Origin of the sequence: Flavobacterium beibuense F44-8, from assembly GCF_000769915.1 — a bacterium.
GTDB lineage: Bacteria > Bacteroidota > Bacteroidia > Flavobacteriales > Flavobacteriaceae > Flavobacterium > Flavobacterium beibuense.
This window is the reverse complement of sequence record NZ_JRLV01000006.1, coordinates 165,362-186,883: the sequence shown is the minus strand read 5'-3', so window position 1 is coordinate 186,883 and position 21,522 is coordinate 165,362. Positions and strand designations below refer to the sequence as shown.

22 protein-coding genes are annotated in these 21,522 nt (G+C 37.0%); 18 read left to right on the top strand and 4 right to left on the bottom strand.

Translation table 11 applies throughout. The features are described from left to right. Position 1: 1 nt before the first annotated feature. Both Q763_RS07090 and Q763_RS07085 read right to left on the bottom strand, forming a co-directional pair. Positions 2-1,384 (bottom strand): methyltransferase domain-containing protein, encoded by a 1,383-nt coding sequence (locus tag Q763_RS07090; protein ID WP_035132613.1) that lies wholly within the window; start codon positions 1,382-1,384, stop codon positions 2-4. Then, on the bottom strand, positions 1,368-1,565 hold the full coding sequence (locus Q763_RS07085) for a hypothetical protein (protein WP_035132611.1): 198 nt from the start codon (positions 1,563-1,565) through the stop codon (positions 1,368-1,370). Before Q763_RS07085 ends, Q763_RS07090 begins: the two co-directional genes overlap by 17 nt. 159 nt (positions 1,566-1,724) lie before the next feature. On the opposite strand from Q763_RS07085, the gene Q763_RS17430 reads away from it, so the two are divergent. The 4 genes from Q763_RS17430 (at position 1,725) to Q763_RS07060 (ending at position 6,717) form a co-directional block, all read left to right on the top strand. Beyond that, complete coding sequence (locus Q763_RS17430; protein WP_052123281.1) at positions 1,725-4,190, top strand: T9SS type B sorting domain-containing protein; 2,466 nt, start codon at positions 1,725-1,727, stop codon at positions 4,188-4,190. Between the two features lie 9 nt (positions 4,191-4,199). Further along, entirely contained in the window at positions 4,200-5,486 is a 1,287-nt protein-coding gene (locus Q763_RS07070) for a MutS-related protein (RefSeq protein ID WP_035132609.1), read from the top strand. After that, on the top strand, positions 5,483-6,049 hold the full coding sequence (locus Q763_RS17425) for a hypothetical protein (protein ID WP_052123280.1): 567 nt from the start codon (positions 5,483-5,485) through the stop codon (positions 6,047-6,049). Before Q763_RS07070 ends, Q763_RS17425 begins: the two co-directional genes overlap by 4 nt. A gap of 86 nt (positions 6,050-6,135) precedes the next feature. Beyond that, the gene (locus tag Q763_RS07060) at positions 6,136-6,717 is read left to right on the top strand and encodes a hypothetical protein (protein ID WP_052123278.1); all 582 of its coding nucleotides are present in this window, start codon (positions 6,136-6,138) and stop codon (positions 6,715-6,717) included. Here the strand turns inward: Q763_RS07060 and Q763_RS07055 are convergent. Together Q763_RS07055 and Q763_RS07050 are read right to left on the bottom strand one after the other, a co-directional pair. Next, positions 6,714-7,319, bottom strand: coding sequence for a trimeric intracellular cation channel family protein (locus tag Q763_RS07055; protein WP_035132607.1), 606 nt, complete (start codon positions 7,317-7,319; stop codon positions 6,714-6,716). The two genes, Q763_RS07060 and Q763_RS07055, sit on opposite strands and share 4 nt — an antisense overlap. Then, on the bottom strand, positions 7,319-8,059 hold the full coding sequence (locus Q763_RS07050; protein WP_035132686.1) for an RDD family protein: 741 nt from the start codon (positions 8,057-8,059) through the stop codon (positions 7,319-7,321). The genes Q763_RS07055 and Q763_RS07050 overlap by 1 nt, the downstream gene beginning before the upstream one ends. A gap of 21 nt (positions 8,060-8,080) precedes the next feature. Between Q763_RS07050 and Q763_RS07045 the strand changes: the two genes are divergently transcribed. The 14 genes from Q763_RS07045 (at position 8,081) to Q763_RS06980 (ending at position 21,419) form a co-directional block, all read left to right on the top strand. Continuing rightward, positions 8,081-9,052 (top strand): stage II sporulation protein M, encoded by a 972-nt coding sequence (locus Q763_RS07045; RefSeq protein ID WP_035132605.1) that lies wholly within the window; start codon positions 8,081-8,083, stop codon positions 9,050-9,052. Continuing rightward, the gene (locus tag Q763_RS17420) at positions 9,045-9,962 is read left to right on the top strand and encodes a hypothetical protein (RefSeq protein ID WP_052123277.1); all 918 of its coding nucleotides are present in this window, start codon (positions 9,045-9,047) and stop codon (positions 9,960-9,962) included. The genes Q763_RS07045 and Q763_RS17420 overlap by 8 nt, the downstream gene beginning before the upstream one ends. Continuing rightward, the gene (locus Q763_RS07035; RefSeq protein ID WP_035132603.1) at positions 9,955-10,701 is read left to right on the top strand and encodes a hypothetical protein; all 747 of its coding nucleotides are present in this window, start codon (positions 9,955-9,957) and stop codon (positions 10,699-10,701) included. The genes Q763_RS17420 and Q763_RS07035 overlap by 8 nt, the downstream gene beginning before the upstream one ends. A gap of 2 nt (positions 10,702-10,703) precedes the next feature. Next, entirely contained in the window at positions 10,704-11,897 is a 1,194-nt protein-coding gene (locus tag Q763_RS07030; protein WP_035132596.1) for a DUF4350 domain-containing protein, read from the top strand. Positions 11,898-12,014: 117 nt separating this feature from the next. Next, positions 12,015-12,971, top strand: coding sequence for an AAA family ATPase (locus Q763_RS07025; protein ID WP_035132682.1), 957 nt, complete (start codon positions 12,015-12,017; stop codon positions 12,969-12,971). Next, positions 12,971-14,302: a DUF58 domain-containing protein gene (locus Q763_RS07020; protein ID WP_035132594.1), complete on the top strand. Its 1,332-nt coding sequence runs from the start codon at positions 12,971-12,973 to the stop codon at positions 14,300-14,302. Before Q763_RS07025 ends, Q763_RS07020 begins: the two co-directional genes overlap by 1 nt. A gap of 41 nt (positions 14,303-14,343) precedes the next feature. Further along, positions 14,344-15,132, top strand: a complete 789-nt coding sequence (locus tag Q763_RS07015; RefSeq protein WP_035132592.1) for a TrmH family RNA methyltransferase — start codon at positions 14,344-14,346, stop codon at positions 15,130-15,132. Between the two features lie 66 nt (positions 15,133-15,198). Further along, a complete protein-coding gene (locus Q763_RS07010; protein ID WP_035132589.1) occupies positions 15,199-15,606 on the top strand; it encodes a hypothetical protein in 408 nt (135 codons plus the stop codon). Continuing rightward, the gene (locus Q763_RS07005) at positions 15,596-16,129 is read left to right on the top strand and encodes a hypothetical protein (protein ID WP_035132587.1); all 534 of its coding nucleotides are present in this window, start codon (positions 15,596-15,598) and stop codon (positions 16,127-16,129) included. The genes Q763_RS07010 and Q763_RS07005 overlap by 11 nt, the downstream gene beginning before the upstream one ends. Next, positions 16,129-16,677 carry a cupin domain-containing protein gene (locus tag Q763_RS07000; RefSeq protein WP_035132580.1) on the top strand — a complete coding sequence of 183 codons (549 nt, stop codon included), beginning with the start codon at positions 16,129-16,131 and terminating at the stop codon, positions 16,675-16,677. The genes Q763_RS07005 and Q763_RS07000 overlap by 1 nt, the downstream gene beginning before the upstream one ends. 100 nt (positions 16,678-16,777) lie before the next feature. Next, on the top strand, positions 16,778-19,000 hold the full coding sequence (locus tag Q763_RS06995; RefSeq protein WP_035132579.1) for a RelA/SpoT family protein: 2,223 nt from the start codon (positions 16,778-16,780) through the stop codon (positions 18,998-19,000). 182 nt (positions 19,001-19,182) lie between these two features. Further along, positions 19,183-19,536 carry a hypothetical protein gene (locus Q763_RS06990; protein ID WP_035132577.1) on the top strand — a complete coding sequence of 118 codons (354 nt, stop codon included), beginning with the start codon at positions 19,183-19,185 and terminating at the stop codon, positions 19,534-19,536. 51 nt (positions 19,537-19,587) lie between these two features. Next, the gene (locus Q763_RS06985; RefSeq protein ID WP_035132575.1) at positions 19,588-20,040 is read left to right on the top strand and encodes a Fur family transcriptional regulator; all 453 of its coding nucleotides are present in this window, start codon (positions 19,588-19,590) and stop codon (positions 20,038-20,040) included. Between the two features lie 107 nt (positions 20,041-20,147). Beyond that, positions 20,148-21,419, top strand: a complete 1,272-nt coding sequence (locus Q763_RS06980) for an adenylosuccinate synthase (protein WP_035132573.1) — start codon at positions 20,148-20,150, stop codon at positions 21,417-21,419. The last annotated feature ends 103 nt before the right edge of the window (positions 21,420-21,522 follow it).

Genomic DNA, 21,522 nt, shown 5'->3' with positions numbered 1-21,522 from the left:
CTTATTTCCTTTTAAGCAAAAACATTGTTCTGTGTGTATTAGGTATTTTCTGTTTTTCTAAAACATCAAAATACACACTGTATTCCTTTTCAAAGTCGGCAAGATTATAACCGTCAAAGTGATTTTTAAACTCCCGTTTACTCTTTAAAAGGAAATCAACCCACGAGTCTTCCCTATCGGGGAACTCAATGATAAGATATGGTGTTAACGAAGCAAACAGCTTAGCCGACATATCAAAAGGTACATTACCCGTAAGGGAGATATGATGTATTAAGGCTAGTGCCATAGCCAAATCATAATTAGCATTTTTAACCCTGTCCAGTAATGAATCCCTTTCGGTATTGTTTAGCCCTATACCCGGCACTGGGTTTACCAAATCACTTACCAACGGTAAAATATTGGTTTCCTTTTGCTTTAGTACCTCAACATAGTTTTGATCTACCGCATTTGGGTCAATATCGGTTACCAGTATCTCTTTGGCTAAATCTTTAAGAACTCTTGAGAAAGTACCGTCGTTACCGCCAAAATCAATTAACTTATCGGCATTAATACCCTGATACCATTTTCTTATCAGGTCTTTTTTATAAGCAAAAGAGTCAGCATCATAGTTGGTTACACTATAGTAATCTTTCCACTCTGTCTTCTCTTTAAGCTCTAGGTCTTTTATATAATTGTATAAAGAATCGAGTATTTTGATTTGCGACTCTTTAGGTATGTTAACTTTCTTTTCCTTACTGCTTTCCTTATCGCCACTGTATTTAGAATCATACTTTGCAGTAAGGTAAATATTGGTATACAGTACAGGGCTAAACCTGCATTTAAACGGAAGCATTTTTGCGACTTTATCTAACGGAACCCCATCAATATACTGCAGCATTATTTTTAGCATATCGTTACCGTAGTATTTTGCTAAAAGTAACGGCGCAAAAAAGTGCATTAAAAACTGCTTATAGGCTCTCCAGGGTTCTCCTTCGTTGTAAAAATCAAACGAAAGCGTATCTATAAATACTGGTTTCCCTTTATGGTAAGTTATATTAAAGGCTGTTGCATCTTTAAGGCTATACCCGTTTTGAAGGCAATACTTTTGCAGTTTTAAGGTATGCAAAGCAGCATGCTTATATTGGTTAAAACTCCACTCGTAGGGATAGGAAAAAAAAGATATGTTTTCGGGCTTCAGGGTTATCCCTGCTTGTGTAGCCTCTGTTTCCTCATGCGGAATAAGTAGTCCGGCTTTAAAAAGCTTTTCATAAAAACCACTGTTTTTAAGCGAGTTATACTGCTCAAAATAAATGGGATTTACCTGCCTGAAAACCTGCGCCTGGTCAGTAAATATATAACCCGACGGATCCCTGAAGGAAGAAGAATGCCTATTTTTTGTCTGCATCTGATTTCTCTTCTATATCAATATCACCTAAAAGATCTTCTTCCTGCTTTTTACCGAAAATCGATTTAAGCTTTAGGCTTATCCTTTTATAAAATAAAGCTATGGAAGCTCCTATCGCTACTAAAAACTGAACAATAAGTGCTCCTGTACCCGGATCGAAATATAAAAGTATATGACTCATAATTGTAATTTGAACTGGTAAAAATAAAAAATTCTGCGGCATATGGAGAATTAATAATACCTAATCGCTAAAAACATCCTTTTTATTACCTATTTAGGTAAAAAACAGCAGCTTTGGTAAATATTTTCTATTTTTAAACAAAAAATTAAAAACCACGCAGTGAAGAGAAAACTACTTCCTTTTATATTTTTATTACTATATACTTTAACCGCAAACAGCCAGGTAGATATTGAGCTATACGAGCAGTTTAACGGCAGGTATGATTTTACCTTTGTAGGAAACACACTAAACCTGCAACCCAATGGCGCGGGGGTAGATTGTAGCATACTTACCTCATCGTCGGCAGAACTTACCCTAAACCCCGATGACAACATACTAAGAGCCTACCTGTACTGGGCAGGATCGGGCAGTGGAGACTTTAACATTCAGCTAAACGGACAGGACGTAGTGGCATCACGTACCTTCCCTGTAGTATTTACAAGCAGTACTGATTTAATACCCCGTGATTTTTTTAGTGCCTTTGCCGATGTAACCACACTGGTACAAACTACCGGAAACGGCACTTATACCGTATCTGACCTCGACCTTACCGATGTTATTAATAACGATGTGCCTCCTTCCCAAAACCTATACTGTGTAAACGGAACCAACTTTGGCGGATGGGCCATATTTGTGGTGTATGAAAACGACAACCTTCCGCTTAACCAGCTTAACCTGTATGACGGATTACAGTTTGTACCAAACTCCATAGATATTGAACTACCCAGCCTTAACGTTATTGATAATATAGGTGCCAAAATAGGTTTTATAGCCTGGGAAGGTGACGAGAACATTGCCAATAACGAAGTACTCTCCATAAACGGAAACGTTTTGGGCAACCCTCCGTTAAACCCATCAAACAATGCTTTTAACGGCACTAATAGTGTTACTGGTGCAAGTGACATGTACAACATGGATTTGGATATTTACGACATCCAGAACCTTATACAGATTGGTGATGAATCGGCAGATATTAGCTTAGAGTCAGGTCAGGATTTTGTAATGGTAAACGCCATTATTACTAAACTAAACAGTCAGCTGCCCGATGCGACTATAGAGGTAGACGATATTACCCTAGCCTGTAATTCATTAGTCATTGAGGCCGATTATACCGTGTACAACGTTAACAGTACCGATCCGCTTCCGGCAGGTACTCCCATAGCAATATATGCCGATGGTGTGTTGGTAGCTACAACGCAAACACAAACCGAACTCCCTATTGACGGAAATGAAAGTGGTTCTATAACTATTACTCTACCCGCCGGGACTCCAACCGATTTTGAACTTATTTTTGTTGTAGATGATAACGGTACGGGAACAGGTATAATTACCGAAACCAATGAGAATAACAACAGCTTTAGTGTGAATGTAAGCCTACTGGTATCTCCCCCGTTCCAACAACTGGAAGATATAACTGTTTGTGAGACATTTAATGGTAGCGGCATTGGTGTTTTTGATTTTTCGGCTTATGAAGAAGAACTTAAAAACTTCCCTACTGATGTAGTCCGTTTTTATACTTCTATGGAAGATGCTGAGAGCGAGACCGACCATATTACCAACCCGGAAAACTACACTTCAAACGGACCTTTACAAATTATTTATGCCCGCCTGCAGGATGAGAACGGCTGTTACAGTATAGGGGCTTTTGCGCTGCATGCTGTAGACTGCCTTTTCCCCGATGCAACCATATCTACAAACGATATTGAAAAATCGTGTGACTCGCGAATAATAGAAGTTGCCTTTACAGTTTACAATTTGGACAGCGACGATATACTACCGGCAGGAACACCAATATCCATTTATGCCAACGGACAGTTTATTGAGTATACCGAAACCCTTTTAGATATCGCCATAGGCGGAAGTGAGGACGATGTAATTGTACTTACCATACCCGATGGTATACCTATGGATTTTGAACTTACTTTTGTGGTTGATGACGACGGTACAGGAAACGGAATAGTACAGGAGATTGATGAAACCAATAACAGCTACAGCATAAACGTATCATTAGTATCCTCTCCTGTAATTACTGGACTGGAAGATATTATTTCCTGTAACGAAGGGTTTGGTTTGGGTACTTTTGATTTCTCTGATTATGAACAGAGCCTCAAACAAAACCCCGATGATGTTGTAGCTTTTTACCTTACCCAACAGGATGCCGAACATGGCGTTAACCCTATAACCAATACTTCACAATTTATAACTACCGCTAACCCACAGGAAATTTTTGCGAGGTTAAATGATGAGTTTTGCTACAGTGTAGCATCATTTTTGCTTTATACCAAAAACTGTCCGCCACAAACCTATAACTATGTTACTCCAAACGGCGATGGTATAAATGACACGTTTTTTGTAAGGGGACTGCGTAACATCTTCCTTAACTTTAAAATGAGTATTTATAACCGCTGGGGTGCACTGGTATGGGTAGGTGACCACAGCAAGGAAGACTGGGACGGAATAGCCAGCGAAGCCAAAGTAGGAGCCGATAGCAGAACTGTACCTGTAGGCACTTACTACTTTGTACTGGAGCTTAACGACCCTGATTATCCTCAACCTATAGTAGGCTGGGTATATGTAAGCAAATAACACACCTTAATGAGAATAAAAGACCTTAACGTAAACGAGGACATACTCGAACTTTTTAACTATACACTAAACGGTGATGCTAAAGCCGAAGTAAAGAAACTGCTTTCCCTTCCGCTTGTTAGTACAGAAGAGATACTGGAGCGTCAAAACATTCTTAAAGGCTTCATGGAAAACTTTTCGTTATTTGAGAGCTACTCCTACTCCCGTATTGATTTTAGGCAGGTATATATCTTTTTAAGAAACTTTGATGAACATGACTTCTTCCCTAAACGATTAAAACTAAAGCTCAGGTTCTCCAAAAAGAAACATTATGACTACAGGGGCAGATGCGTACAGTTAATAACACTTTTCCATAGGCTACATAATCATTATATTAAAAGACTGGTTACAGCACCATTCCCCGAACAGTATAAAAACGACATTAGATTACTGGATGATTTTTTAAACAGTTTTAAACTGGACTATTATGAAAATCTAATCAGGGAGCACAAATTTGGCATAAAGCACATTGTACAGATTATAAAACACATTTCGCTAAAAAAGCAGAAAAGGGAGATTACACCCTTTCAGGATACATACACTCTGTTTGAAGCTTATATTTCTGTTATTACAGGAATAAAAAGACATAATTTCTGTTTTCCTGAAATCAGTACAGGGCAGGTATCATTGACAGATTTTTACCATCCTCTGCTAAAAGACCCTGTTAAAAATACCTTTACCTCAAACAGTAATGTTATCCTTATAACAGGGCCTAACATGTCGGGCAAATCTACCCTACTCAAAGCCATAAGTCTTTGTATTTATCTCGGCAATATTGGGTTTGCCGTACCTGCTAAAGCCGCACAGTTACCACGGTACAATAATATATCGGTTTTCATTAACCTTAATGATGACATGCAAAGCGGGTACAGTCATTTTATGACTGAGGTGATTAATCTTAAAAATGTAGCATTAGAGGCAACCGACAATAGTAGCAACTATGCTGTTTTTGACGAACTTTTTAGAGGCACTAATATCGAAGACGCACTGGAAATAAGCCAAACCACCCTTCGGGGATTATTAAACTTTAAGAACTCTCTGTTTTTAGTCTCCAGCCATTTGCATCAGCTTACCGAAATGAAAGAGATACAGGATAATATTATAGATACTTTTTACCTTGACTGTAACCTAAAAGCAAATACACCGGCATTTACCTACAACCTAAAACCAGGCTGGAGCGATGTAAAAATAGGTCGTATACTCTTTGAAAAAGAAGGACTAAATACCATCTTAAACCCTAAACATACCATATCATGAATTCAAAAGGCTGGAAAAATTTTGCAGAACATATTAATGGAGAATACTTTAAAAAAGGATTTTGGTATCCGCCTGCGGTAAAAAAAGTACATAATGGTTATACTATAGTGTTTGAGAATTATTCTACAGGTGGTGAAACTCCTGTAACGTGTACAAAGGTTTACACCTATATTATCCCCAAAAAATATTTTGAATTTCATATATACAACAACAATATATTCAGCTCAATAGGCAAATACTTTGGCATGCAGGATATAGAAACCGGAGATCCTGTTTTTGACAAAAATTACATTGTAAAAAGCAATGATGGCTTTAAAGTAAAACAGTTACTCAGGAACACAAAAGTTAAAAACGAAATTGAAAACTTTAAGCGCTTAAACCTAAAACTCAAAAAGGCCGGAAAACTTTGGAAAAAACTTCCTGAAGGAGCTTATGAGCTTGAATTTATAACCGAAAGAGACATTCATGATTACAGGGAGCTTGAAACCATTTACTGTCTTATAACAACAATATTAGATAAATTGGAAGAAATAGGTGTTCTCGATAAGAAAACTACATCATAGCTAAATAAAACAGTAACAATAAGGCAATATAAACTACTAATCACTACGCAATAATACCTTAGGATATCTAAAAAAAACACCTTACTATGAAGCCTGAACAATGGAATGAATTTGCCCAATATATTAATGGTGAATATATAAAGAACAATGCATGGCACTCGGCAAAAACGATTAAAAAATATAAACACCATAAAGTAATTTTTGATAACCACATAGCCTATCAAACGGTTAACAATACTACAACGACACAAATTTACACAAGGGTAACTGTTCCCATAAACACCAACTATGAATTCAATTTTGAAGTTTACAGAAAAAGCCTTCTAAGCAGTATAGGTAAACTCTTTGGTATGCAGGAAATAGAAATTGGAAATACTAAATTTGACAGGGATTTTATTATAAAAAGCAATAATGGTTTTAAAATAAAGCAGCTTTTAAACAATCAGGAAATTAGGCATTCCATAGAGCAGCTAAAAGGAGTTTATATCACAACGTCAAAAAAAGAAGGAATTTGGGGCAAAAAACTTCCCGAAGGAAAAACAGAGCTTACACTCTACACTTACGATGATATAACCGATTTTGAAATGCTTAAAGCCTTTTATGACCTGTTAACTATTTTATTGGACAAGCTTGAAAATATGGATTATATAAAAAGTGAAGCGAACTAATTTTTACCCAGTGACGGCAGCGACCATTTAAACACCACAGCCATTAGCCTAACGGTAATAATAACCCCCGATGTAAGTATATACAGGAGTCCGTCAGACACATCGAGTGCTTTTAGTAAAAAGAAAACACATCCGCCTAAAATACAGATGGTGGCATATATTTCCCTTCTAAAAACAACAGGTATCTGGTTACATAATATATCGCGGGTTACTCCGCCAAAACAGGCTGTCATAGTACCCAGAGCAATACAAATTACAGGATGCAGGTTAACATCCAGTCCTTTTTCAAGTCCTATAAGGGTAAAAACCCCGAGTCCTATAGTATCAAAAAAGAAAAGGGATGTGCGTAGTTTGTCCAGTTTTTTCCTGAATATTATAGCTAATATAAACCCGGCAGTAATCACGTAAACATAGTTAAGATCCTCCATCCACCCTACCGGTGTGCGGCCTATAAGTACATCACGAAGTGTACCCCCTCCAACAGCTGTTACAAAGGCAATGACAAATACCCCAAACGGATCCATTTTTTTATTTAGCGCTGTTAGCACACCCGATATGGCAAAAGCCATAGTCCCTAAAATATCAAGCAGGTAAAAAAACATTACATGTTTTGGGTATAGTAGTTATAATCTTTTATAATGGTGCTTACAAAGGCCATATTGCTGTTTGACACCGATTTTATACCGGTAACCGATTCAATTTTACTTACCAGTTTGGCTATAATTTCATAATCGGCAGATTTCAAAGCTGTATCATATGTTTCCTTAATAATCCTTACATCATTATCTGTAAGCTTTATCACTAACGGATAAGTAGGTACATAATCATTTTTAAGCTCTGTTAATATAGTATGATTAATATTGATTTTATTTTTAAGGGTAATTACAGCTGTACCAGCTGCCATATCACCTATTCGTTGTGTTTTATCGTTAATTATCATAACAATAAGCCCTATAAAACTAAACGGAGGTGTCACTTCAATTATCCTAAAAAGCCATCTTATAAGATAATCAGCAAAGCTGGACTGATAACCATCTATTTTTATCACCTTTATTTTTAAAATCTTTTTCCCTACAGTTTGTCCTTCCATCAAATTTTCAAAAAACAAGGCATAGAATACCACAGGAAGGGATATTAATCCATATACCGCCATTACAGAAGCTCCGTCAGATTCTGTAAAATTGCTCATATCAAAAATGCTGAATATCAGGAATAAAACCACCCCATAGTACGACATAATAATTACTATATCCAGTAAATATGCCAGTACTCTTTCGCCTACAGATGCGGTAGTGAAATTTATATTAACATTTTGAGTAGTTGTTATAGATAATTCTGACATATTTTTTATTTTAGCTTCCCTATGAGAGAAGTAGCATTTATAAAACAAAATAAAGAAAAATGGCTTGAATTTGAACAGGCTATTTTTGGTAAAGCTAAAAAAAATCCTGATGAATTAGCCAGTTTGTATATTCATTTGGTAAACGATCTCTCATTCGCACAAACCTACTACCCTAAAAGCAAAGCTGTTACCTATTTAAACCACCTTGCGTCTATCACTTATCAAAAAATTTATAAAACAAAGAGGGAAGAAAGCAACAGGTTTATAAGCTTTTTTAAGACAGAAGTTCCACTAATAGTATATCAGTACAGGCGATATGTGTTATACGCCTTTATACTTTTTACTGTTTTCACAGCCATTGGCGTTATATCTGCCATTAACGACACCACCTTTGCAAGGCTGATAATGGGAGACTATTATGTAAACATGACTCTTGAAAACATAGAAAACGGAAACCCTGTAGCTGTATATAAAAGCGGTAGTAATTGGGGTATGTGGTTTTCCATCACTAAAAATAATTTAGAGGTGGGTTTAAAATCTTATTTCTTTGGCATTTTTGGAGGGCTGGGTACTGCCTATATATTATTTAGAAATTGCATTATGCTTGGATCATTCCAGTACTTTTTCATGGAACAGGGTGTTTTTTGGGAAAGCGTTCGCGGTATATGGATACATGGTGCCATGGAAATATTTGCTATGGTAATAGAAGCCGCAGCAGGCTTAATTTTAGGAGCATCATTACTGTTCCCTAAAACCTACTCACGCAAAGCTTCACTTAAAATGGGCTTTAAAAACAGTTTTAAAATAGTATTAGCCACTATGCCTTTTACCATAATGGCAGGTATACTGGAAGGTTTTGTAACCCGATACTCGCCGGATATGCCACGCTTTTTAAATATATTTATTATACTTGCTACTTTAGCACTTATATCTTTTTACTTTTTAATTTATCCATTTATTGTACATAAAAAAACACACCTGAAAAATGTTTAAACTATACCGACTTCGTGATTTTAGCGCTCTTATTAACGACAGCTTTTCTTTTTTTAAATTCCACGGGAAAAACTATTTTAAAAATTACTTCATTATAAACGGAGGAATACTTGTTGTAATAGCACTGCTTACTTACCTTACCACTAATGTTATTTTCACATCTATAGGTGACCTTAATTCACCGGGAGCACAGGAAATGCTTTTGGATTATTTTGATAACAATCTATGGTATTTTATTGGTGTAGGGGGTGTTATATTCCTACTGTTAATGATACTTTCATTACTAAACTACAGCTACCCTGTACTGTACCTTAAAACCCTGCAAAACAATCAAAAACCTACTGTTAAAGATATACTGACCCTATTAAAATCAAAAGCAGGGAAAATAATATTATTCCCTATTGCTTCATTAATAAGTTTTATACCATTATTTACAATAATTGCTCTTATATCGGCATTCTTTATCATGACAATAATTGGTATTCCGGTTGCCTTTATCATAATAGCAGCAATGGCAAGTTGGATGATGCTTTCTTTTTACGACAATATTACTACCGATAACGGTTTTTTCACTTCTTTCTCTAAAGGAATAACCATGTTAACAAACCGTTTTTGGCAAAACGTAGGTGTAACAATAATAATAGCCATTGTAGTATTTTGTACTAATTTATTTTTCTCATTGATTCCCGAGTTATTATTAGAATTCACACTGTTAAGTGAAACTACCGACATTTCTTCTGTATCTGTAATTATTGCTATAATAAGCACTATTTTATCAGTATTTATAAGTTATTTATTAACCAATCTTACTGTTATCTCCCAGGGAATGATTTATTACAGCTATGAAGAATCAATACATAACAATTCACTGGATTCAGAAATAGACTTAATTGGAGGTGAAAGTGAATAAAAAGCTTGCAATACTATATATAATTTGTATTTCATTTTTCCAGCCTGTTTTTGCCCATACCATTGAAAAAGACACCCTGAAAACCGAAATGCACTTTCCGCTTGCAGATACGGTTAAGTATACTCAAAGACAATTATCCCCTAATTTTAAAGATAAATATGAGGGTAAGGATTTTGTGTATGAGGTTAAACCGAGGGCTAAAACTGCATGGGATCGTTTTTGGGAATGGGTTGGACGCCTTATAAGAGACCTTTTAGGGGCAGGCGATAAAGCCTCAAACTCCTATTTTCTTATTTATACTTTAAGGACAATAGCGATAGCTTTAATTGGGTTTGTAATTTACCTTATTGTAACCGCACTACTTGGAAAAGACAAATACTGGATTTTTAAACGTTCGAGCAAAAAGATAACCGCCGAAGAAATAATGACAGAAAAACTGTCTCAGGCAAACTTTAAAGAGCTAATTGAAAAAACAAAACAGGAAGGCGATTACAGGCTGGCTACAAGGTATTACTACCTGTGGTTGCTAAAACTGCTTACATACAGAGAAATAATAGAATGGCACCCTGATAAAACTAATTCAGACTATTTGTATGAAATAACAAATCAGGAACTGAAAGAAAATTTTAAATACCTATCATACATTTATGACTATATATGGTATGGCGAATTTGAAATAAAAAATGACGCTTTTATCAAAGCAGAAAAAGCATTTACTAAAACCATTAATACTCTTTAACCATGAAAAAAAGCCTTATCATATATATGGTGCTGTTTGCCTTGGTTATAGTACTTATAATGGTTGTTGATGCTAACAGACCTGAACCTATAAGCTGGAGACCAAGCTATAAAACTGAAGAAAAAATTCCTTTGGGGCTATATGTTTTAGATAAAGAAGCTAAAACTATTTTTAAGGACAGTAAGCTTAAAAAGTTTAGTGTTACACCTTATGAATATATTACTCCCCTATACGACTATGATATTGACAATTATACCGAAAAGGGTACTTTTATAAATATTGACGAAACCAATAAGATTGATAACGAGTCGGTACAGGAACTGCTGTATTTTGTCGAATACGGAAGTACGGTATTCCTGAGCATGCAGGACTTCCCTAAAGCTATTCTTGATTCACTGAAAATAGAAACATCTTATCGTTATTACAGTACCGATTCGCTAAAGCTTACCCTTGCCGATAAAACTAAAAACATCGACAAGCTATATTACAGTGAAGGAGTTGGGTTTACTTATTTTGAAAAGCTGGATACTTTAAACACCTTAATACTGGGATATCAAAGGCTTGACAAGAAAAAAGATGTCAATTTCATTAAGGTTCCTTATGGTAACGGAGCTTTTATATTACATACACAGCCCGCGGCGTTTACCAATTTCCACCTTTTAAAAAGCAACCATCACCGCTATGCAGAACAGGTATTGTCATACCTGCCTCAGGGTAATATATACTGGTACTCAAAATCGTTAATAGATGACCAACTTGAAGGCTCAGCTTTAAGATATTTCCTAAAACAACCTGCCTTTAAGGCGGTTTATCGCTTAGGGCTATTATGCCTGTTTATATTTATATTCTTTAATGCCCGAAGAAAACAACGTATTGTACATGATATACCTCCGGTAAAAAACACCACAATAGACTTTACCAAAACCATAGGTAACCTTTATTACCAGGAGAAAGATCATCATACCATAATCCAAAAGAAAATTATTTATTTCCTGGAACATATAAGAACCGTTTACCTTATAGATACTTCCATCTTAAATAATGAGTTTGTAGAAAAACTACACCAAAAAACAGGAAAGCCTCTTGAAGATATTGAAAAAGCCGTAAGTTTGATAAAACGACACCGAAACAGCTTTGAAAGTAGCGAGGCAGATGTGATACAGATTAATAAAGCAATAGAAAAACTGATACTATAAATGGAATCATTTGAAAATAATAACACCGAAAACAATCCGGAGAACCTTACTAATACACAAAACCACACACCGGAAAACAATAACGCTGAAACGCAAAGCGACAACATTAACTTTGGTATGAGGCTTGATTTAAACGAGCTGCAACAAAGCATAAACGATGTTAAGCAGGAAATAGGCAATGTTATTGTGGGTCAGCATAAAATGATAGACAGGCTGCTTGTTGCCATACTGTCTAACGGACACGTGTTGCTTGAAGGTGTACCGGGTGTTGCAAAAACCATTACGGCAAAACTTTTGGCAAAAACCCTTTCGCTTGATTTCAGCAGAATTCAGTTTACGCCCGATTTGATGCCTTCAGATATACTGGGTACATCAGTTTTTGACATGTCTAAGTCATCCTTTGATTTTAAAAAAGGACCTATATTCTCTAACTTCATACTGATTGATGAGATCAACAGGGCTCCTGCAAAAACACAGGCAGCACTTTTTGAGGTAATGGAAGAAAGGCAAATTACCATTGAAGGAAACAGTTACAAAATGGAATCTCCGTTTCTTGTAATAGCTACACAAAACCCAATTGAGCAGGAAGGTACTTATCGCCTGCCGGAAGCACAGCTGGATCGTTTCCTTTTCAAAATCACTATTGATTATCCAAAACTGGAAGAAGAGATAGCTATACTGCAAAGAGAAAATGCATTACAAAACAAAGAGAAACTTCAGGATGTAAAAACCATACTTTCTCAGGCAAACATTGTTAAATATCAGGCACTGGTAAAACAAATTGTTATAGAGCCTCAGCTTTTAGAGTACATTGCTAAACTTGTAGCAAACACCCGCGACAATGCTTTTCTTTACCTTGGTGCTTCTCCACGTGCTTCTATCGCCATATTAAATGCTGCAAAAGGATATGCAGCCCTTAGAGGAAGAGACTTTGTAACGCCAGATGATATTAAAGATTCTGCCGTACCTGTACTGCAACACCGTGTTGTAATAGCACCGGAAAGAGAAATGGAAGGACTTACCGGAGAACAGATAATAAGACAGATAATTGACACTGTAGAAATTCCGCGTTAATGAAAAAGTGGCTTAAGCAAATATATCTTAACAATTTCTTTTTCTATGTATTTATAGGCATACTAATAAGTTTTACACTAGCTTATTTTATACCTGCACTATATCATGTAACCTGGATTTTGTTTTACATTTTTATTGCCTTTACGGTGATTGATTTTGTATTGCTTTTTACCAACCAAAAGTTTAAGGCATCCAGAAACACGCCCGAAAAGTTCTCTAACGGAGATGAAAACCCTGTTACAGTAACAATGGAAAGCGGTTATAATTTCCTGGTACATGCAAAAATTATAGATGAGATTCCGTTTCAGTTTCAGGAACGTAATTTTGAGATTAAAAAGAAACTCTCTACAAATAAGAAAGAAACCCTTAAATACCAGCTTAGGCCGTTAGAAAGGGGCGAATACCACTTTGGTAAACTAAATATTTATATATCCTCCCCGCTACAGCTGGCATGCAGGAGGTTTATTTTTGATGAAGGTGAGATGGTACCCACCTATCCTTCGTTCATTCAGCTTAAAAAGTACGACCTTATCGCTTTTTCTAATACACTTATGCAGTATGGATTAAAAAAAATAAGACGCATAGGTCATACTATGGAGTTTGAGCAAATTAAAGAGTATGTCTCGGGCGATGATATTCGTACCATTAACTGGAAAGCCACTGCTAAAAGAAAACAGCTTATGGTAAACCAGTTTCAGGACGAAAAGTCACAAAACGTATACATGGCTATAGACAAAGGCCGTGTTATGAAAATGCCTTTTAACGGGTTAAGCTTACTGGATTATGCCATTAACTCAACCCTTGTACTCTCTAACGTCATCTTAAAAAAACAGGACAAGGCCGGTATGTTCTCTTTTTCCAAAAAAGTAGAAAACCGCGTTGCATCGGAAAGGCGTACTTCCCAAATGCAAAAAATAATGGACAACCTGTACAATGTTGAGACCGACTTTTTTGAAAGCGACTACAGCAGGCTGTATGCCGATATTAAAAGGAACATCAACCACAGGAGCCTTATTATTTTATATACCAACTTTGAGACTATGGACGGGCTTAAAAGGCAGTTACCCTACCTAAAAGCCATTTCAAAAAACCACCTGCTTGTGGTTGTATTTTTTGAAAATACCGAGCTGGATGAGTTTATCAATAAAAAGGCCGATGACATTCAGGAAGTGTATGATAAGGTTATAGCCGAAAAGTTTGCTTTTGAGAAAAGGCTTATTGTAAGTGAACTAAAGAAATACGGTATCCATTCGGTACTAACAAAACCCGAAAACCTTACTATAGAAAGTATCAATAAGTATTTAGAGATAAAAGCAAGGGGTATATTATAATTAATATCCTTTGTACCTTTACCGCCTTTAACCCTGCTTACATGAAACAAATTTCAAGTACACAAAATCCCTATATCAAATCGCTTGTACAACTTCAGGACAAGGCTAAAGCCCGTAGGCAAAGCGGAACTTTTCTTATTGAAGGACAGCGCGAAATAATGCTTGCTGCAAAAGGCGGCTATACTGCCGAAACCATTTTATTTGTACCCGATATGATTAGCGAATCTCAGGTAAGGGAACTTAGCCAGCCTGATACTGAATTAATTGAAATAAGCAGGGATGTATACCAAAAACTAGCCTATCGTGATACTACCGAAGGTATTTTGGCTGTTGCCAAAACAAAATCATTAAGTCTTGATGATTTAAAACTGGGCGATAATCCTTTAATTATGGTAGCCGAAGCCACCGAAAAACCGGGTAACCTGGGCGCTATACTCCGTACTGCCGATGCTGCTAACCTGGATGCGGTTATTATTGCCAATCCAAAAAGCGATATGTACAACCCTAATATTGTACGCTCCAGCGTGGGCTGCCTGTTTACCAATCAAATTGCTACGGGTAGCACTGCCGAAGTAATAGAATATCTTAAAAACAAAGGCATAAGCATATACTGCGCCACACTACAGGATTCTACCCACTACCATACACAAAACTACACCACCCCTACCGCGCTTGTTGTAGGCACCGAAGCTACGGGACTAACACAGGAATGGAGGGATGCATCTACCAAAAATATTATAATACCTATGCAGGGCGAAATAGATTCCATGAACGTTTCTGTAGCGGCTGCCATACTTATTTTTGAAGCTAAAAGGCAGAGAGGTTTTTAACTTCAGCTTTATACTATAATTACAGGGAAAACCGTTATTTTACTAAATTTATTGCTGTATAAATTTATGGAGCATATAAGCGTACCCTATCATTTACTAATTCCATGTCTTATTTGTATTATAGGGCTTTGCATTATATGCTTTAATTTAAAAAAGTTATTAGTTAAAAATAAAGTATTCTGGATAGCTGCTATTACTTTCTTTACCATCTACCTGTTTATTGCGGGGAGTGCATTATATGACACTTATTACTACGAGTGGAGCCTTAATCAGTACGATCTTAATAAAGACGGAATATTTTCGGGGAACGAAATTAACGAGGATCAAAAAAAAGCTATGCAAAACCTAATTAATGACTCCGGAAGAAACTTTTCTTTCATTACAGGCTTTATATTTGCATTAATAGTATCATCAGTCATTTATCTGTCAGGACGCCTAATCAGTAAAAACAACAAAATAAAAAATGCACACTAAACTATTAGCCTTATTCATTACACTTATTTCTTTTACTGTTTATGCTCAGGAAAACGAGGGTATTAACTGGGACGAGTCGACCATTAACGACAAAATAAAACTCAGTATCTCACTCAGCGAGTTTAAGGATCGTTATAAAAGTGCCGATAGCACTGCTACTGTTTACAGATATTCATGCACTGATATGCAGGAAAAAGAAACCGAATTTTACTACTACAAAGGAGTAGCTTTTGAGTTGGTTAACGATACACTACACTTTAGAAGCATTGATTTTACTGCCCGAAAAGCCATGTATTTTGCTACAGATGACGACTGGTTTGACCATACTACAAAACTAAAAAGCTTTGGTCGTTCCTTCCCCGAACAGTCTCAGTACGTGGAAGACCTTTATGACGAAACAACGAATGAAGAGTACCAAAGAGTAGTGGTTTTCCCGAGAAACCTTTCGGCAGATTACGAATGGAATTTCAATTTTAAAGACGGAAAACTCTCCTCTATTGAGTATGTAGAAAACTGCATGTAATGGGTACACCAAAAACCTATCATAACCCCATAAACGGGGAATATACCAAAATACTGGAAAGCGCTGCCGATAGTAACGGCGAATATACCTTTCTTGAAGTAAGCCTTATGCCGGGTGGCGGGAATCCGCCGCATTACCACACTAAATTTACCGAAGAGTTTATTGCCGTAAAGGGACTGCTGGGCATACAGTACGAAAAACAGGATATTCATCTTAAACCCGGTGAGAGCAGGTTAGTACCCATACGCACCGTGCACCGTTTTTTTAATGATACCAATGAGGAAATTATTTTCAGGATTATACTCCGCAAAGGGCAACCTGGTTTTGAGAACTTTATAAAAACCCTTTTCGGACTGGTAAACGACGGTAAAACAACCAAAAATCAAACCCCTAAAAATCCGTTACACGCGGCACTATTACTACGCTGGGGCGACACTTATCTAAAAAATCCGTTTTTTTACCTTCTTACCCCTTTTGCCGGACTGGCATATTTTTTGGCGAAGATTACAAAAACCGATGCTAAACTGCAAAACAAATACTGCCGTTAACCCTTATAAAATAAGGCTATACCATTATAAGATAATGTGATGTAACCCTATTGTAAATGTTAATATATTTGACTATTTTTAAGGCTATTGTTACAGATATATGATAGAGATAGATATAGAACAGGAAAACAAGGCAATTGCCAAAGAGTACAAAGAGCTACTGCGTATTAGTTACCAAACCCTTACAGAGGAAGACAAAAAACTGATACGTAAGGCTTTTGACGTGGCTGTAGATGCCCATAAGGACCAAAGAAGGAAATCGGGAGAAGCATATATCTTCCACCCTATTGCCGTGGCTAAAATTGTAGCGGCCGAAATTGGTTTGGGCGCTACCTCTATTGCCTCTGCCCTTATGCATGATGTTGTTGAGGATACTGATATTACTGTGGAAGACATCGAGAAGATGTTTAACCCTAAAATTGCACAAATTGTTGCCGGACTTACCAAAATTGCCAAGGTAAAAACCGATCAGGAAATATCAATACAGGCAGAGAACTTCCGTAAAATGCTGCTTACCCTTAATGATGACGTTAGGGTAATACTTATCAAAATTGCCGACAGGCTGCACAATATGCAAACCATGGAATCGATGGTTGACTATAAGCAGGCAAAAATAGCATCGGAAACACTTTATATATATGCCCCACTGGCACACCGCCTTGGTTTATACAACATAAAAACCGAGCTGGAAGACCTTGGCCTTAAGTATACTGAGCCCGAAACTTACAATGATATTGTGAGTAAAATGAAGGAAAGCAAGGAAGAGCAGGATGCTTACATCAAGTCCATTTCAGATGTACTTAAGGATTCCCTAAATGGTGAAGGTATTGAATACACTATTAAAGGAAGACCAAAATCCATATACTCCATAAGGAGAAAAATGCTGGCACAGGGCGTTACCTTTGACGAGGTTTACGACAAGTTTGCCCTTCGTATTATTTATAAAGCCAAACCACAGGAGGAAAAATTCCTGGCATGGAAAATATATTCCATTGTTACAGATCACTACAGGCCCAGCCCAAGCAGGCTAAGGGACTGGATATCTTCACCTAAATCTACCGGATATGAAGCCCTGCACATTACCGTAATGGGTCCAAAGGGGCGATGGGTAGAAGTACAGATTCGTAGTGAACGTATGGACGAGATTGCCGAAAAAGGTTATGCAGCACACTATAAATACAAAGGTAATGGCGGAGAGGAACACGGACTGGAAACATGGCTTAACCTTTTAAAAGAGGCGCTCGAAAACACATCGGGCAGTGCTGTTGACTTTGTTGAGGACTTTAAACTAAACCTCTACTCTAAGGAGATATATGTATTTACACCAAAAGGAGATATCAAATCGTTACCTAAAGGAGCAACATCACTGGATTTTGCTTTCAGTATCCACTCTGAAATCGGTATAAAAACAAGAGGTACACGTGTAAACGGTAAACTGGTTCCGTTAAACCATGTGCTTAACAGTGGGGATCAGGTAGAGATTATTACTTCTGCCAACCAAAAACCGAATCCGCACTGGCTAGACTATGTAACCACCTCACGTGCCCGGAACAAAATAAAGAACGTACTTAACGAAAGTACCAAGAAAATTGCCGAAGAAGGTAAAGAACTGCTTACCCGTAAACTGCGTCACCTTAAGGTTACACTTAATGAGAGCGTGGTTAACGAACTAGTTAACTATTTTAAGCTAAAAACCAGTCTGGATTTATTTTACCGCGTAGGTGTAGGTACTATAGACAACCAGCAGCTTAAAGAGTATGCCGCACTGAAGAGTAACACCTTTATGAACTTCTTTAAGGGTAATAAAATTAAGCGAACCCCTAGCCATCCGCAGGAACAGGTACATAAAGATGAAATCAGCAGGAATTATGACCTGTTGGTATTTGGTAAAGATCAGGATAAACTGGACTATAAGCTTGCCAACTGCTGTAACCCTATACCGGGAGACGATGTATTTGGCTTTGTAACTATTAACGAGGGAATCAAGGTGCATAAAAAAGACTGTCCTAATGCTATAAGGCTACAGTCTAACTATGCTTACCGTATTATCCCTGCAAAATGGATAGATTCTTCTCAGGAAGAATTCAAGGCTACCCTTAAAATCACCGGTATGGATACACTGGGTCTTGCCAACGAGATTACCAAGGTAATTTCAAACAACATGCATGTAAACATACAAAGCATATCCCTTAGCGGAAATGCCGGAATATTTAACGGACAGGTATCGGTTATTGTACAAAACAATACCATACTTAAAAAACTAATGGAAAATATTAAAAAGATAGACGGAATTGATAAAGTAACAAGGATTACCAATAATTAATGAGCGAAAAACGAAAATATGCTAAAGCGACTCTAGAGCAAAAAATAGCACTATGTATTTCAGTAGCGTTTATTATAATTTGTATATATATAAAACTATGGTATGGGGTTATCTTTTTTTGTTTCTGCTTAAGCTGTTATTTTTTAAAGTATATTTTTCCTAACAGCAGAATCCATAATCCTTTGTCTGATGAAGAGAAGTTGAGGCTTTATAAAGAAGATTTAGGTATTTTTACCTATACGGAAACGGGTTTTGACCTTGAAAATAACAAACACGTTAATTGGAATGACATAACGAAGGTAACAAGCTATAAAGAAGATCTTATAGCTATTGACTGCATATATATTAGCATTGAGCTGGAAGCCGATGAAGTTTTCAGGATAAATGAAGAAACACCGGGGTATTATCAGTTCATGCTAAAGCTGGAAGAAAATATAGAAATAAAACCAACATGGTTTCAGGAAGTGGCTTTTCCGGCCTTTGAGAGGAATGAAACTGTTATTTATGAAAAGAGTAAAATCAGTTTTAACCAATAACCTTTTACTTCACAAAATTTAGTTTATCTTTGCACTTTGATTCACAAACTGATGGAAGAGAATAAAAACCAGGAGATTGTAAAAAATGTTTTCACGAAGTTCCTTGAAGATAAGGGACATCGCAAAACCCCTGAGCGTTATGCTATACTTCAGGAAATATACAACAGCCAGGAGCATTTTGATATAGAGTCACTTTATATCAAAATGAAAAACAAAAACTACCGTGTTAGCCGTGCTACGCTATACAATACTATAGAACTGCTTTTGGAAAGCGGCCTTGTAAGGAGGCACCAGTTTGGCCAAAACCAGGCACATTACGAGAAATCGTATTTTGACAAGCAACATGATCACATTATCATGACAGATACCGGAGAGGTTATAGAGTTTTGCGATCCAAGGATACAAAGCATCAAAAAAACCATAGAGGAGATTTTTGGTATTGAAATTCATAACCATTCTTTATACCTTTACGGCCAGAAAAAACAACCTGCTACCGATAATTAATTCGGTTACAGTAAGAGATATAACAAACCAACTCTTTATAAGAAGTTGGTTTTTATTTTGTTAAGGACATACAATATCAGCATAATATAAACAAACAAGAACACAGAATGACTGTAGATTTGCTACTTGGGTTACAATGGGGAGACGAAGGCAAGGGTAAAATTGTTGACGTACTAACTTCTAAATATGATATTATTGCCCGTTTTCAGGGAGGGCCTAACGCAGGGCACACTCTTGAATTTGACGGTATAAAACATGTTTTAAGAACTATTCCATCCGGAATTTTCCATGAAAGCTCCGTTAACATCATCGGTAACGGTGTGGTTATGGATCCGGTTGTTTTCCAAAAAGAACTGGAAGGCCTTGAAAAATTCAATATCGATATTAAATCAAGACTGCTTATATCCAGAAAAGCACATCTTATCTTACCTACTCACCGTTTGCTTGATGCAGCATCTGAGGCTTCAAAAGGTAAGGCAAAAATTGGTTCTACATTAAAAGGTATCGGCCCTACTTATATGGATAAAACCGGAAGAAACGGTATCCGTGTTGGTGATATTGAGCTGGAAGACTTTAAAGAGCGCTACAGAGCTTTAGCTGATAAGCATGAGGCTATGATCTCTTTTTATGACGTAAACCTTCAGTACGACCTTAAAGAAATGGAACAGGAGTTCTTTGCTGCTGTAGAAGCACTTAAAGAACTTACCTTTATAGATAGTGAAGCTTACCTAAACCAGGCGCTTAAAGATGGTAAATCTATCCTTGCAGAAGGCGCACAGGGATCGCTTCTTGATATCGACTTCGGTACTTATCCGTTTGTTACATCATCAAACACAACTGCCGCAGGAGCATGTACCGGTTTAGGTATTGCACCAAACAGGGTTAAAGATGTATTCGGTATCTTTAAAGCATACACTACACGTGTAGGTAGCGGACCATTCCCTACTGAGCTTTTTGACGAAGTTGGAGCTACTATGGCTAAAGTGGGTAATGAGTTTGGTTCTGTTACAGGACGTGCAAGACGTTGCGGATGGTTAGACCTTGTAGCACTTAAATATGCTGTACAGGTTAATGGTGTAACACAGCTTTACATGATGAAAGGTGATGTGCTTTCGGGCTTTGAAACCCTTCAGGTTTGTACTGCATACAAATACAAAGGACAGGAAATAGATCACCTTCCTTACAACATTGAACCGGAAAACGTAGAGCCGATATATGTTGAGAAAAAAGGCTGGAATGCCGATCTTACCGGGATGACTTCTTACGAAGAGTTCCCGGCAGAATTAAAAGAATACATCGAGTTCATTGAGAAAGAACTGGAAGTGCCTATCAAAGTTATCTCTGTAGGGCCAGACAGGACTCAAACAATAATAAAATAATAACAAAGCGCTTTAGAATCCTAAAGCGCTTTTTTTATACTTTGGTTCGGTTATTGCTCTCCCACAACAGTTATAAACAATTAAGGTTAATGAATTGTATTTT